Here is a 13,832-nt window from a genome sequence, read left to right as displayed (position 1 = left end):
ATGACGACACTGACTATTTTGACTGGCACCACGCGAGGCTTAGGCGCAGCCCTTGCAGACCAAATCGCTACGCGCGGGGAGCATCTTGTCACACTTTCTCGTCAAGCCTCGTCGACCCTTTCGGATCTCGCCAAGAAGCACCACACAACGCTCACGCAAATCGAAGTCGACCTCTCCGACACGCAAGCAGTCAAGCGCGCAGCCTCACAACTCGTTCCGCTGCTCAATAGTCATTCGCATGTGCGTTTCATACACAATGCTGGTGTGGTCAAACCAATCGCGCAGTCGGAAAATCTGACGAATCTCGATGCAATCAATGACGCCTTTCATGTCAATATCACTTCCGCCATCTTTCTGACTGCACATGTCTTAAGCGCCACCCCTCACGCCACTGATCGCAGAATCATGCTCATCTCATCCGGTGCGGGTCGTAACGTCAGCTCTGGCTGGGCAGTTTACTGTGCGACTAAGGCCGCCATGGATCGCTTTGCAGAGGCGGTACAACTTGATCAAGGGGACCGCGCAAAAGTCGTATCCATGGCACCAGGAATCATCGACACACCCATGCAAGAAACGATTCGTGCGACGTCCAAGGATGCCCTGCCCTCGCTGGATCGTTTTATTGGCTTCAAAGAGAGTCAACAGCTTGCAGCGCCCGGAGCCGTTGCTGAACGTTTACTCAAAGCGCTCGAAAGCGAAGCCTTTGGCACCAAAACCATCGACGATATTCGTCAATACCCCGCCTAATTATGACTGATTCGAACACACCCCAGCACGACGAAAACCACCTGATTGCCGAGCGCCGGACCAAGCTAGCCGGTTTGCGTACGCACGGCGTCGCTTTTCCAAACGATTTTGTTCCCACCCATCGGGCTGATGCGCTGCATGCAAACTTTGGTGAGCAGGATCAGGCTACTCTGGCAGCCGCTGCGCATCCCGCTTCGGTCGCAGGAAGGATGATGCTCAAACGCGTAATGGGCAAGGCGAGCTTTGCCACATTGCAAGACAGTACTGGACGTATCCAAATTTATCTGGAGAGAAATAGTCTGGGCGAAGACATCTATGATGCGTTCAAACAATGGGATATTGGCGACATTATCGCCATTACTGGACGCATCTTTAAAACCAACAAGGGCGAACTGTCGATTCACGCAACAGAAGCACGCGTGCTGGCAAAATCTCTACGTCCCCTGCCCGATAAGTTTCATGGGGTTTCCGACCAAGAGTTACGCTACCGCCAGCGGTATGTCGATCTCATCATGACTGAGCAAACGCGTGAAACGTTCATTGCACGCAGCAAAGCCATCAGCGCCATTCGTCAGACCATGGTGGAAGCAGGCTTTCTCGAAGTTGAGACACCCATGTTGCATGGCATCCCGGGTGGCGCAGCGGCTAAACCCTTCGTGACCCATCACAATGCGCTAGACATGGAAATGTTCCTGCGCATCGCGCCGGAGCTTTACCTCAAGCGACTGATCGTCGGCGGCTTCGAGCGTGTCTTTGAGATCAACAGAAACTTTCGCAATGAGGGTGTAAGTCCGCGGCATAACCCGGAGTTCACCATGATGGAGTTTTATGCAGCCTATACAAACTACCAATGGCTCATGGATTTCACTGAACAAATCATTCGCGCCGCGGCAATTAAAGCGTGCGGCACAGCTACGCTGACTTATCAGGGCCGAGAACTTGACTTGTCCAAGCCTTTTCATCGCTTAACGATTGTTGAGGCCATCCTTCAGCATGTACCAGAATTCTCAGAAGCTCAGCTTGCTGATATTGATTTTGTTAAAAATCAACTTAAAAAGCGTGGCGTTGACGTCACGGCCCCAAATCTTGCTCACTCAGGTTTGGGTGCGCTACAGCTGGCTTTATTTGAAGAAACAGCAGAATCAAAGCTTTGGCACCCCACTTATATCATTGATTATCCAATCGAGGTGTCTCCTCTTGCCCGAGAATCAGATACCCGTCCAGGCATTACTGAACGTTACGAATTGTTCATTACGGGTCGGGAAATTGCGAACGGGTTTTCAGAACTCAACGACCCCGAAGATCAAGCAGCTCGGTTTCATGCACAGGTCAAGGCCAAGGATGCAGGTGATGAAGAGGCGATGTTCTATGATGCAGACTACATACGCGCGCTCGAATACGGCATGCCTCCAACAGGTGGTTGCGGCATCGGGATCGATCGACTTGTCATGCTATTAACCGACAGTCCAAGCATTCGGGATGTCATTTTGTTTCCACATCTGCGTAAAGAAGATTAAGCACAGAAGATTAAGCGCAGAAGATTAAACGCGGAAGATCAAAGGCAATTTTCAGCAATCACTCACTGAGGTAAGGATCTCGCCATGCGAGTCCTGCCTCAACGCTAGCCCGTGGCTTGTACTCGCAACCAATCCATCCCTTATAGTTCAGAGCGGCAATGCGCTCAAACACCGCCCGATAAGCAACCTCACCTTCGTCTGGTTCCGCGCGTGAGGGTACTGCTGCAATCTGGATATGACCGATGTGTGGCATGTAATGTGCGAGCTTTGTGAGGATATCTCCCTCCGCTACACCAACGTGATAAACATCAAACATCAATTTGATATTTTCACGACCGCACTGCAGGCGAATATCATTTGACTCGGCTTGTGTTGAGTAAAAATAGTTTGGTTTATCACGCTGATTGATCGCCTCAAGCAAAATAGTGATACCTTGCTTGCTTGCGCAATCCGCCGCCCACTGAAGATTGGACACAAAAGTTTCGGTAGCCTGTTCTCTGTGGACCGGATCTATGATTCCGGGTAAGACGTGGATCGCTCCAGCACCCGCCTCGGCACACCAAGCAAGAGAAATTTCAAACGACTTGCGGAATTCGGTTTCTCGTCCGGATAAGGCTGCCAAACCAGACTCACCTAATTGGCTATTTCCAATTGGAGCATTGGCTGCTAAAAGGGTGAGTCCGAATTTTTCGCAAGCCTCTTTCACTAGACGAGCAGACACATCATAAGGCCAGTGGAGCTCAATTGCCTTGAATCGACTCGCTGCCGCTCGCTCAATACGCTCAAGCAAGGGCAGTTGCGCCCAGAGGAACCCCAGGTTTGCCGAAAAACGTAGCATCAAGCATGCACCTTATTAAATTAGTAACCTGTTTTAGACACGCCAGTAGCTTGCGCACCACGAGCCGTGGCGACAGCAGCTTTCGCTGCGTTGGCCATCAATGCAGCCTCGTTACCGGGAGTGACCATTTGAAAACCTTGTTTGATCCGCATCGCTGCAGCCTCGCCGGACGAGCAAAAAATACCGGCAATCTTGCCATGCGCAATGGCTCGAGCGCGAATATGCTCGACTGCCTTTATCACAACTGGATCATCAGACTCAGATTTCGGGACTGAACCAAGGGCGAGCGCAAGATCATTGGGACCAATGTAAATGCCATCGAGTCCTTCAATCGCTAAAATTTGATCAAGATTATCCAAACCAGCCTGCGTTTCAATCATGCCAAGCGCCAAAATTTCTTTGTCAGCGCCAGGATAATAATCCGCACCACCGTAGAGCAGCGCACGAGCCGGACCAAAAGAGCGTTGTCCACGCGGGGGGTAACGACAGGAAGAAACAAAATTAACAGCATCGTCCACGGTCGAAATCATTGGGCAGATGATACCGTAGGCACCGCTATCAAGCAGGCGCATGATCTGAGCAGGATCATTCCAAGGTACGCGTGCCAGAGGAATTGCGGGTGTGGAAGATAAGGCCTGAAACATCGGTAAAGCAGCATCGATACCGATCATCCCGTGTTGCAGATCAACAGTCACTGAATCAAAGCCTTGATGGCCAATGACCTCAGCGGAATAAGATGAAGGAATCGCCAACCAGCCATTGATGACAGGCTGACCTGAAGCAATTTTTTGACGAATACTATTTGTGCGCATGTTATCTCCACTGTTATTGATGTGCGAGATACTTTACACGATTCCAGGCAGAGAGATTTAGTGATTCTCTTTGGCGTGGTTAATGGTGTAGCGCGGGATTTCAATGACCAGGTCTGCGGCAGCGACCTTGGCTTGACAAGCGAGTCTTGAGGTCGTGGACAATCCCCAAGCGCGATCCAACAAATCCTCTTCGGAATCGGATGCTTCGGCGAGAGACTGAAAGCCCTCCTTGACCACCACATGGCAAGTTGTGCACGCGCAAGACAGCTCACAAGCGTGTTCAATCTCGACATGGTTATCCAACAATATGCGGCAAATGGACTCGCCAGTTGGCGCATTTTCAATCACCTTACCCTGTGGACAAACCTCGGGGTGAGGCAACACAGTAATTTTTGGCATGATTAGTCCTATAAATCCTCAAGCGAGCGACCCGTCAAGGCCGCCCGTATACTGCGATCCATCCGTCGTGCGGCAAAATCATCCGTCACAGCAGAGAGCGCTTTAACAGCATCGCGAATTTTCTCGACATCATTGCCGGAAGCTGCGTTTGCGGTCATCTCTAGTTGTTGTGAAATACGAGTCTGTTCTGACGCACTCAACAAATCCGCATCTGCGGCCAGTGCAGCCATGACAGATTCGATTAATTGCTGAGCATCGACCTGTTGCTCGCGCAACATGCGTATTTGAGCGTCTTCACCTGCCTTGGACATTCCTTCGGAGAGCATCCGAGAAATTTCATCATCACTCAGACCAAACGAGGGCTTGACAGTGACAGAAGCCTCAACGCCAGAGGCAAGTTCGCGAGCCGTCACACTGAGCAAACCATCCGCATCAACTTGAAATGTGACACGAATACGTGCGGCACCCGCAACCATCGCGGGAATACCTCTCAGCTCAAAACGCGCCAGAGAGCGACAATCAGACACCAAGTCGCGCTCGCCTTGAACAACATGAACAGCCAATGCAGTTTGGCCATCTTTGAAGGTAGTGAACTCCTGAGCGCGAGCGACTGGAATCGTACTATTACGGGGAATAATATGCTCAACCAGTCCTCCCATCGTCTCCAAGCCAAGTGTCAGGGGCGTGACATCAAGTAGCAACCAATCCTCACCCGGATGGCGATTGCCCGCCAAAAGATTTGCCTGGAGCGCCGCACCCAATGCCACCACTTGATCAGGGTCCAAATCCGTCAAAGGCGTCGTTCCAAATGCCTCGCCCACCCTTCTGCGTACCACGGGCATACGTGTGGCGCCGCCAACCATGACAACCCCCTTGATCTCCTGCTTGGTCAGAGAGGCATCTTTGAGCGCCTGTTGTGCACAGGCAAGTGTTCTGGCGATCAAGGGCTCAGCGAGACGTTCAAACATCTCGCGTGATAACGCGAGGGTATAGGTAGAACCCTCGTGCACAATCGATTCCACATGTTCAGGGTGATCAGTCAGACGCTCACGCAAGCGACGCGCAGCACTCAGTAAAGATCGACGCAAGGCATGACTGACCGTTGCTATTTTTTGTGACTCTAGGAAATTATCTACTATCAACGCATCAAAATCATCGCCACCCAAACGCGTATCACCGCCTGTTGCGACAACTTCGAAGACTCCGCGAGATAGACGCAGCAAAGACAAATCGAAGGTGCCTCCGCCTAGGTCATACACAGCATAAACCCCCTCGGCGCCATGATCCAGACCATAAGCTATCGCGGCAGCAGTGGGCTCATTCAACAATCTCAGGACGTTGAGTCCGGCAAGACGCGCGGCATCGCGTGTAGCCTGACGCTGCGCATCATCGAAATAAGCAGGTACTGTAATGACAGCACCCACAAGCGCATCGCCAAGGGTTCCCTCAGCCAACAACTTAAGTTTTTCAAGAATCTTGGCAGCCACTTCGACTGGAGACACACTCGCATGCTGGGTCTGGACCCGAACGCTCTGCCCATCCTCAATAAAGTGATACGGCATGCCAGAGTCAAGTGCTTCCTGGTATGAGCGGCCCATCAGGCGTTTGATCGATACCAAGGTGTCAAGCGGAAAGGCTTGCTGTTGCTCGATCGCCTCGTAACCGATGAGCGCCTGCTGACCTGCATTAATGTAAACCGCGGACGGAAGAAGAGCCCGCCCCCTTTCATCAGACAACACTTCAGGTACGCTACTACGTACCGCGGCGACCAGAGAATGCGTCGTACCTAAATCAATCCCGACCGCCAACTTTCGTTGATGTGGTGCGGGTGATTCGCCAGGCTCAGAAATCTGCAATAACGCCATATATTTGATTCAGTTGCGCACTCTGTGCAGCGTAGAGACCGCAAGGCCTAATTAATTGCACGCAATTGCGCAATCAGCTTATTTAAAAACATCCATTCACGAACTCGGACTGCCGCCAAATCAAAGCGCTCTTGCTCTAAATGCTCCTGAACGGCAGCCGTTATCTCTTGCTCGGCAGTCATCAAGTCATGCTCGAGAGTCTGTTGAACATGTGTGCGGCTTTCTTGTCCGGGTGCTAACGCATGCAGAGCATCAAGCTGTTCGTGCCACTCCATCTGACGGAATAAAAAATCAGACGACATGGCAGTGTTCGTCTCAGTTTGTAAATCCACTCCTGCCAGCTCGCAAAGGTATCTGGCACGAGACATTGGATCTTTCAAAATCCGATAGGCCTCATTTGCCTGTGAACTCCATTGCATTGCCACCCTTTTTTCAGCAGCAGAGCGGGTGGCAAACCGATCAGGATGCACCGCAAGCGCAACCTTCTTCCACGCAGACTCCAAAACCTGAGGGGCTATTTCAAAACGACGAGGCAAACCGAGCAGGCTGAAATGATCCTGAGTGGTCAGCGGACGTTGGGGGGAATCATCCAAAGCTTTTAGACCGTGAACGATTCACCGCAACCACAGGTTGCTTTTTCGTTTGGATTACGAAACTTGAAACCTTCGTTCAGACCCTCGCGAGCATAATCGAGCTCTGTGCCATCAAGGTACGCGAGACTTTTGGGGTCGATAAAAACCTTGACGCCAAAACTCTCGAATACCTGATCATCGGAAGCCGCCTCATCAACATACTCGAGCTTGTAAGCCATACCAGAACAGCCAGTGGTACGCACACCCAAACGCAAACCAATACCACTGCCGCGCTTTTGGAGATATTTGCCGATGTGGTCGGCAGCCTGAGAGGTAAGTGTGACGCCCATGATTATCCCGTATGCTTGTTTTTATAGTCCTCAACCGCGGCTTTAATCGCATCCTCAGCCAAAATCGAACAATGGATTTTAACGGGAGGAAGTGCCAACTCTTCGGCGATCTGGGTATTACGGATCGTCAATGCCTCATCCAGGGTCTTACCCTTGACCCACTCTGTCACGAGCGAGCTCGAGGCAATGGCAGAACCACAGCCGTATGTTTTAAACCGAGCATCTTCGATGATACCGGCATCATTCACACGGATCTGAAGTTTCATGACATCGCCACAGGCCGGTGCACCAACCATTCCAGTGCCAACTTGATCATCGCCCTTGTCGAACGTTCCAACATTGCGTGGATTTTCGTAGTGATCCAGAACTTTATCGCTGTATGCCATTTTTATTCTCCAACCATTGTGTCTAGTGGGCAGCCCACTGGACTGAATTTAAATCAATACCTTCCTTGGCCATTTCCCAAAGAGGTGACATGTCGCGCAGCTTGCCTACACGTGCCTTGAGCAATTCGACAGCAAAATCAATGTCTTTCTCTGTCGTGAAGCGGCCAATCGTAAAGCGTATCGAACTGTGGGCGAGCTCGTCATTGCGACCCAGCGCACGCAACACGTACGATGGCTCCAAGCTCGCTGAAGTACAGGCAGAACCGCTAGAGACTGCCAACTCTTTGATCGCCATAATGAGGGATTCGCCCTCAACATAGTTGAAGCTCACGTTCAGATTGTGAGGAACCCGATGCTCAAGATCACCGTTGAGGTAAACCTCTTCGATTTGGGACAAGCCTGCCCACAAACGATCACGCAACATGCGGATACGTTCATTCTCAGTGCCCATTTCTTGTTGAGCCAAAGCGAAAGCCTCTCCCATCCCGACAATCTGATGCGTTGCGAGTGTGCCTGAGCGAAAACCACGCTCATGCCCGCCACCATGCATCTGCGCTTCAATCCTGATGCGGGGTTTGCGACGAACGTACAAGGCTCCGATGCCTTTAGGACCGTATGTCTTGTGAGCACAGAAAGACATCAAATCGACTTTCAACGTCTGTAAATCAATAGCAACCTTACCGGTGGCTTGTGCGGCGTCGACATGGAAAATAATATTTTTTGAGCGACACAATTCACCAATGGCCGCGACATCCTGAATCACCCCGATTTCATTGTTCACAAACATGACGGATATGAGAACGGTATCGGGACGGATGGCAGCCTTGAGTGCATCCATGCTAATCAGGCCGTTTTCCTGAACATCGAGATAGGTCACTTCGAAACCTTGGCGCTCAAGCTCACGGCATGGATCCAAAACAGCTTTGTGTTCAGTTTTGACTGTGATGATGTGCTTGCCACGCTCGGCATAAAAAGTCGCGGCACCTTTGATTGCCAGATTGTTTGACTCTGTCGCACCAGATGTCCAGATAATCTCTCGTGGATCGGCATTGACCAAGGCAGCAACTTGCTCGCGTGCGTGCTCAACTGCCTCTTCGGCCTCCCACCCATAGGCGTGACTGCGTGAAGCAGGATTACCTGCATGCTCGTACAGCCAGGGAATCATTTTTTCAACGACTCGAGGATCTACTGGTGTCGTAGCCGAATAGTCAAAATATATAGGACGGGTTGACATGCTGAAACTCCTGAATATTTTAAAGACTAATCGATGCAGCTTCTGTAGCCAGCGGAGAGCTGTTTGAACCGACTACATTGACGCGCACACCTGCACCAGAGGACTTGCTAGCCTCTTGAATTTGTCGCAATCTTTGCTGATCGACAAGATCCTGAAGTGAAACTGAATCAAGAAAATCGACCATTTTGCGGTTAAGGGTAGACCACAACTCGTGGGTCATACAGATACCGGGCTTTCCATCCGTACCGCTGTCACAGGCTGATTTACCCGCACAGTTGGTAGCATCGATTGGCTCATCGACTGCAAATATAATGTCGGCAACGGTGATGTTGCGAGCGAGACGGGACAAGGTATAACCGCCGCCAGGTCCACGAACGCTATCAACCAACTCATGGCGGCGCAATTTGCCAAAAAGCTGCTCGAGGTAAGACAGCGATATATTTTGACGCTGGCTGATTGCAGACAATGTGACAGGACCGCCCTGTTGACGAAGTGCCAGATCAATCATGGCAGTAACGGCGAAACGTCCTTTGGTAGTGAGCCTCATGACAGTATCCTTTTTAAGAAACCTTGAGTTTAAAGACTTACCCGACTAAACAACTCAAGTATACATAATTCCTGAGTAATTTAGTTGGGTATATCCTTAAAACCTTATTGGATATCAGGATTTCAGTCGTAAAAAAACCGCGCTAAGCGCGGTTTTTCACTCTCAAGGGGATCAGGCGGCTTGGTATTGTGTCGCGCGCTTGCGAACCAACTCAAGCACACCCTGGCAAGCGTCTTCAAGGTAATCAAGCACCTTGCCGAAACCCTCAGGACCACCGTAGTAGGGGTCAGGAACTGTTGCCTCTTCGAACTCGTTGGCAAAGCGCATCAACAACATCAGTTTGTGCTGATGTGGCTTGGGGCACTGTTGCTGCAAAGCAGAAAGATTTTCCCAATCCATTGCAAGGATCAGATCGTATTCATGAAAATCCTCGGGCTCGACCTGTCTGGCCTCTGCTCGAGTGATTTCGTAGCCACGTTTTCGCGCCGCTGCGATTGCACGCGGATCAGGCGCCTCGCCAACGTGGAAGCTATGAGTACCGGCGGAATCAATCCCGACGACCTCAGAGAGGCCTGCGTCATTGATAAGGTGGCGGAATACGCCTTCTGCGCTGGGCGACCGGCAAATATTGCCCATGCATACGAAGAGAACTTTTGTCATGATGGTGCGTATTGTGCGGGAAAACCCGTAAGATGTCCAGATATTTTTTAAAAAAATTAATATGTAATAAAAAAGAGAATTAAAAAAATAATTTTTTTATATCAATGTGTTATGGGAGATTTTTTTAAAATACATTAAGTTTTAATTTTATAAAACTGAGAGTTAATGAAACTAAAACCCTCTTTAAAATCGAAGATCACGCACTGAAATAATGCCTAGAAAAAGAAATTATGCACCGGACAAGAGCACACGCTCTTTGAGAGCTTTTAGCGCATCTCGGGCAGCCGCAGCTTGTTCAAACTCGAGATTTCTTGCGTGATCAAGCATCAGCTTTTCAAGACGCTTGAACTCTTTTGCGAGTGCTTTTTCATCGGTCAGTAATGCAAGAGAAACCTCTGGCTCCTCCTGGTTTCTGAAGGCTGGGGCAACAATGCCGTCGATCAACTCTCGCACAGCTTTTCGTACGCTTCGCGCTTCAATTCCATGCTCCTGATTAAACGCAAGCTGCTTTTGACGGCGACGTTCCGTTTCTCCCATCGCGCGCTTCATTGAATCAGTTATGCGATCAGCATAGAGAATGGCGCGCCCGTTCAAGTTGCGCGCTGCGCGTCCAATTGTCTGGATCAAACTTCGGTCGGAACGTAAAAAGCCTTCTTTGTCTGCATCCAAAATTGCAACCAGTGACACCTCTGGAATATCAAGGCCTTCACGCAACAAATTGATCCCAACCAACACATCGAAGACGCCTAGTCTCAAGTCGCGGATGATCTCCACACGTTCAACCGTATCAATATCTGAGTGAAGATAACGAACTCGAATACCATGCTCAGCCAGATAGTCAGTTAAATCCTCAGCCATACGCTTGGTGAGTGTCGTGACAAGCACTCTTTCCTCAAGGGCGAGGCGAAGCTTGATCTCACCGAGCAAATCATCCACTTGTGTGCGTGCAGGCCTGACCTCAACAACTGGATCCACCAGCCCAGTCGGTCGTACGACTTGTTCAACAACATGATCGCTATGCGTTTGCTCATACTGCCCGGGCGTGGCCGACACGAAAATACATTGACGCATCCGCGCTTCAAACTCCTCCATTTTCAACGGACGATTGTCCATTGCAGAGGGAAGTCGAAATCCATAAGTCACGAGCGTCTCTTTGCGTGCGCGATCTCCTCGATACATGCCACCGAGCTGTCCAATCGTGACATGACTTTCGTCGATAAACATCAAGGCATCGCTAGGAAGATAATCAATCAGCGTTGGGGGCGGTTCCCCAGGTGCTGCACCAGAGAGGTGACGAGAATAGTTTTCGATTCCCTTGCAAAAGCCCAACTCGGCAAGCATTTCCAAGTCAAACCGCGTGCGCTGCTCGATCCTTTGCGCCTCAACAAGATGCCCGCTATCAACAAAAAATTTCACGCGCTCTCTGAGCTCTGCTTTGATGGTTTCCATCGCGCGCAGCACCGTCTCGCGAGGCGTCACATAATGAGAACCTGGATAAACAGTAAAACGGGGCACCTTTTGACGGATTTTTCCAGTCAGTGGATCAAACAACTCTAGACTCTCGACCTCATCATCAAACAAAGAGAGCCGAACCGCGAGTTCGGCGCTTTCAGCAGGAAAAATGTCGATCGTCTCGCCACGCGCACGAAAAGTTCCGCGCGTGAACTCAGTATCGTTGCGCTCGTATTGCATAGCAACCAGACGCGCAAGAATCTCTCTACGCGGAATTCTGTCGCCTGTCCGCAATATCAGAACCATCGCGTGATAATCGGAAGGGTTTCCAATACCGTAAATACATGACACCGTTCCAACAATAATCGTGTCACGTCTCTCGAGCAGGCTCTTGGTCGCCGACAAGCGCATCTGCTCGATATGTTCATTGATTGATGAGTCTTTTTCGATGAATAAGTCTCGCGTGGGCACATAGGCCTCAGGCTGGTAGTAGTCGTAGTATGAAACGAAATACTCCACAGCGTTTTTCGGGAAAAACTCCCGCATCTCTGCATAAAGCTGTGCAGCAAGTGTTTTGTTTGGCGCCAGAACGACTGCGGGTCGGCCCAAACGAGCGATCATATTTGCCATCGTAAATGTTTTGCCAGACCCCGTCACACCTAGCAAGGTCTGCATCATGAGACCGTCTCGCACCCCCTGCTCCAGCTGATTGATCGCATTGGGCTGATCTCCACCCGGAGGATAAGGCTGATAAAGGTGAAAGGGACTATCCGGATAGTCCACAAAGCGCGGCTCTTCTTTACCAGTTGAAATACTGGCTGGCACCACAGGAATCGAGACACGCGTGGAAGAAACACCCTCATGCGCAATGGCAGGCGGTATGAAAATATCTGGCGTTTCTTGGGGTGGAGTCTTGGATGCCATGCTAGACTTATTCGGGAAACCCCTCGGATGCGGGGCCAACCGCTTATTATGTCCCCAGATCTGCGCAGCGTCCACCCAATGCCAATAATGTTATTAAAATCACAAAATTATTATTCGCTTCAACCCTCCAGCTCCTCTCTTCTATTGACACCTAAATGAGCACTCTTTTTCAATCCGTCGAACTCGCCCCTCGCGATCCAATTTTGGGCCTCAACGAACAATTCAATGCCGATACGCGGGCGCACAAGGTCAATCTTGGCGTAGGCGTCTATTATGACGACAACGGCAAAATTCCCCTTCTTTCAGCCGTTCATAAGGCAGAGATTGCTCGCGTCGAAGCCGCTGCGGCAAGGGGCTATTTGCCTATTGAAGGCATTGCTGGCTACAACAAAGGCGCACAAGAGCTGGTGCTTGGTAAAAACTCCCCGCTCATCGCGGCAGGACGCGTGCTGACCATGCAAGCACTTGGCGGAACAGGCGCCCTGAAAATCGGTGCCGACTTCATCAAGCAATTGGTCCCGAATGCAAAGGTCGCAATTAGCAACCCAAGCTGGGAAAACCACCGTGCTCTGTTTGAGCGCGCAGGCTTTGAGGTAGTGAACTATCCCTATTACGATCCAGCCACACACGGACTCGACTTTCAAGGCATGCTCAACGCATTAAAAGCACTGCCCGCTCAAAGCGTGGTTGTATTGCATGCTTGCTGCCACAACCCCACTGGTGTCGACCTGACAACAGACCAGTGGCGAGAGGTCGCCAAAGTCATTAAAGACACTCACCTCATCCCGTTCCTTGACATCGCCTATCAAGGATTTGGCGATGGCTTGGAACAAGACGCCTCTGCAGTCAGACTATTCGCTGAAAACGATATGACGATGTTCATCAGCTCCTCGTTCTCAAAATCTTTCTCTCTTTATGGAGAGCGTGTGGGTGCCCTGACGATCGTCACTGGCAGCAAGGACGAATCAAACCGGGTGCTCAGTCAGGTCAAGCGAGTGATTCGTACAAACTATTCCAATCCACCTACACATGGTGGCACGATTGTTTCAACAGTGCTGAACAACCCGGAGCTTTTTGCCCTGTGGGATAAAGAGCTTGCTGGCATGCGTGATCGCATTCGTTTAATGCGTCGGCAGTTGGTCGAGAAGCTCGCCCAACATGGCGTTACTCAGGACTTTAGTTTTGTCATGAAGCAACGTGGAATGTTCTCATTTTCAGGTCTGACCGCAGCACAAGTCGAGCGTTTGCGCGAAGAACACGCTATTTACGCTGTCAGCAGCGGTCGAATTTGCGTGGCCGCCCTGAACAGCCACAATATTGACGTAGTCGCCAAAGCCATGGCAAGCGTCATGAAAGGCTAAATATCTTAAAAATACCGCTTTGCTGTCAAAGAAAAGCCCATTCACCAGCTCCGCCGTTATAGCGGAGCTGTTTTTTTATACAGATATTATTTGCCAAGCATAAAAAAATGATGCAAAATCTTAACTGTATATAAAAACAGCAATCGGCATTTCAGCCTCAAAGGTCTT

At 50.4% G+C, this 13,832-nt stretch carries 14 protein-coding genes; 3 read left to right on the top strand and 11 right to left on the bottom strand.

The window, feature by feature from the left end; translation table 11 throughout:
• Both QWY27_RS02245 and lysS read left to right on the top strand, forming a co-directional pair.
• Nucleotides 1-747, top strand: coding sequence for an SDR family NAD(P)-dependent oxidoreductase (locus QWY27_RS02245; RefSeq protein ID WP_290194310.1), 747 nt, complete (start codon nt 1-3; stop codon nt 745-747).
• Between the two features lie 2 nt (nt 748-749).
• A complete protein-coding gene (lysS, locus tag QWY27_RS02240) occupies nt 750-2,264 on the top strand; it encodes a lysine--tRNA ligase (protein WP_290194308.1) in 1,515 nt (504 codons plus the stop codon).
• A gap of 58 nt (nt 2,265-2,322) precedes the next feature.
• Here lysS and QWY27_RS02235 read toward each other — a convergent pair whose 3' ends face one another.
• The 11 genes from QWY27_RS02235 to uvrB form a co-directional block, all read right to left on the bottom strand.
• A complete protein-coding gene (locus QWY27_RS02235; RefSeq protein ID WP_290194306.1) occupies nt 2,323-3,102 on the bottom strand; it encodes a hydroxypyruvate isomerase family protein in 780 nt (259 codons plus the stop codon).
• 20 nt (nt 3,103-3,122) lie between these two features.
• Entirely contained in the window at nt 3,123-3,914 is a 792-nt protein-coding gene (locus tag QWY27_RS02230; protein ID WP_290194304.1) for an HpcH/HpaI aldolase family protein, read from the bottom strand.
• A gap of 57 nt (nt 3,915-3,971) precedes the next feature.
• Entirely contained in the window at nt 3,972-4,313 is a 342-nt protein-coding gene (gene fdx / locus QWY27_RS02225; RefSeq protein ID WP_290194302.1) for an ISC system 2Fe-2S type ferredoxin, read from the bottom strand.
• Nucleotides 4,314-4,321: 8 nt separating this feature from the next.
• Complete coding sequence (gene hscA, locus QWY27_RS02220) at nt 4,322-6,178, bottom strand: Fe-S protein assembly chaperone HscA (protein ID WP_290194300.1); 1,857 nt, start codon at nt 6,176-6,178, stop codon at nt 4,322-4,324.
• Between the two features lie 47 nt (nt 6,179-6,225).
• Nucleotides 6,226-6,747, bottom strand: a complete 522-nt coding sequence (gene hscB, locus QWY27_RS02215; protein WP_290194577.1) for a Fe-S protein assembly co-chaperone HscB — start codon at nt 6,745-6,747, stop codon at nt 6,226-6,228.
• Between the two features lie 29 nt (nt 6,748-6,776).
• Nucleotides 6,777-7,100 carry an iron-sulfur cluster assembly protein IscA gene (gene iscA / locus QWY27_RS02210; RefSeq protein WP_290194299.1) on the bottom strand — a complete coding sequence of 108 codons (324 nt, stop codon included), beginning with the start codon at nt 7,098-7,100 and terminating at the stop codon, nt 6,777-6,779.
• A 2-nt stretch (nt 7,101-7,102) separates the two neighbouring features.
• Entirely contained in the window at nt 7,103-7,486 is a 384-nt protein-coding gene (iscU, locus tag QWY27_RS02205) for a Fe-S cluster assembly scaffold IscU (protein WP_290194296.1), read from the bottom strand.
• Nucleotides 7,487-7,508: 22 nt separating this feature from the next.
• Nucleotides 7,509-8,720, bottom strand: a complete 1,212-nt coding sequence (locus QWY27_RS02200) for an IscS subfamily cysteine desulfurase (RefSeq protein WP_290194295.1) — start codon at nt 8,718-8,720, stop codon at nt 7,509-7,511.
• Between the two features lie 19 nt (nt 8,721-8,739).
• Nucleotides 8,740-9,267 (bottom strand): Fe-S cluster assembly transcription factor, encoded by a 528-nt coding sequence (locus QWY27_RS02195; protein ID WP_290194293.1) that lies wholly within the window; start codon nt 9,265-9,267, stop codon nt 8,740-8,742.
• Nucleotides 9,268-9,438: 171 nt separating this feature from the next.
• The gene (locus tag QWY27_RS02190; RefSeq protein ID WP_290194576.1) at nt 9,439-9,930 is read right to left on the bottom strand and encodes a low molecular weight protein-tyrosine-phosphatase; all 492 of its coding nucleotides are present in this window, start codon (nt 9,928-9,930) and stop codon (nt 9,439-9,441) included.
• A 225-nt stretch (nt 9,931-10,155) separates the two neighbouring features.
• Nucleotides 10,156-12,303, bottom strand: a complete 2,148-nt coding sequence (gene uvrB / locus QWY27_RS02185; protein ID WP_290194291.1) for an excinuclease ABC subunit UvrB — start codon at nt 12,301-12,303, stop codon at nt 10,156-10,158.
• A gap of 155 nt (nt 12,304-12,458) precedes the next feature.
• On the opposite strand from uvrB, the gene QWY27_RS02180 reads away from it, so the two are divergent.
• The gene (locus QWY27_RS02180) at nt 12,459-13,664 is read left to right on the top strand and encodes an amino acid aminotransferase (protein WP_290194289.1); all 1,206 of its coding nucleotides are present in this window, start codon (nt 12,459-12,461) and stop codon (nt 13,662-13,664) included.
• Nucleotides 13,665-13,832: the final 168 nt, after the last annotated feature.

The organism is Zwartia vadi (assembly GCF_030410375.1).
Classification (GTDB): Bacteria; Pseudomonadota; Gammaproteobacteria; order Burkholderiales; family Burkholderiaceae_B; genus Zwartia; species Zwartia vadi.
This window is presented reverse-complemented; position numbering and strand designations above follow the sequence as displayed.

Excerpts from the sequence above, each read along its gene's own strand:
- iscU (WP_290194296.1), bottom strand. The coding sequence starts at position 7,486 with ATGGCATACAGCGATAAAGTTCTGGATCACTACGAAAATCCACGCAAT.
- uvrB (WP_290194291.1), bottom strand. The coding sequence starts at position 12,303 with ATGGCATCCAAGACTCCACCCCAAGAAACGCCAGATATTTTCATACCG.
- QWY27_RS02230 (WP_290194304.1), bottom strand. The coding sequence starts at position 3,914 with ATGCGCACAAATAGTATTCGTCAAAAAATTGCTTCAGGTCAGCCTGTC.
- QWY27_RS02200 (WP_290194295.1), bottom strand. The coding sequence starts at position 8,720 with ATGTCAACCCGTCCTATATATTTTGACTATTCGGCTACGACACCAGTA.
- hscA (WP_290194300.1), bottom strand. The coding sequence starts at position 6,178 with ATGGCGTTATTGCAGATTTCTGAGCCTGGCGAATCACCCGCACCACAT.
- QWY27_RS02195 (WP_290194293.1), bottom strand. The coding sequence starts at position 9,267 with ATGAGGCTCACTACCAAAGGACGTTTCGCCGTTACTGCCATGATTGAT.
- iscA (WP_290194299.1), bottom strand. The coding sequence starts at position 7,100 with ATGGGCGTCACACTTACCTCTCAGGCTGCCGACCACATCGGCAAATAT.
- QWY27_RS02245 (WP_290194310.1), top strand. The coding sequence starts at position 1 with ATGACGACACTGACTATTTTGACTGGCACCACGCGAGGCTTAGGCGCA.
- fdx (WP_290194302.1), bottom strand. The coding sequence starts at position 4,313 with ATGCCAAAAATTACTGTGTTGCCTCACCCCGAGGTTTGTCCACAGGGT.
- QWY27_RS02235 (WP_290194306.1), bottom strand. The coding sequence starts at position 3,102 with ATGCTACGTTTTTCGGCAAACCTGGGGTTCCTCTGGGCGCAACTGCCC.
- QWY27_RS02180 (WP_290194289.1), top strand. The coding sequence starts at position 12,459 with ATGAGCACTCTTTTTCAATCCGTCGAACTCGCCCCTCGCGATCCAATT.
- lysS (WP_290194308.1), top strand. The coding sequence starts at position 750 with ATGACTGATTCGAACACACCCCAGCACGACGAAAACCACCTGATTGCC.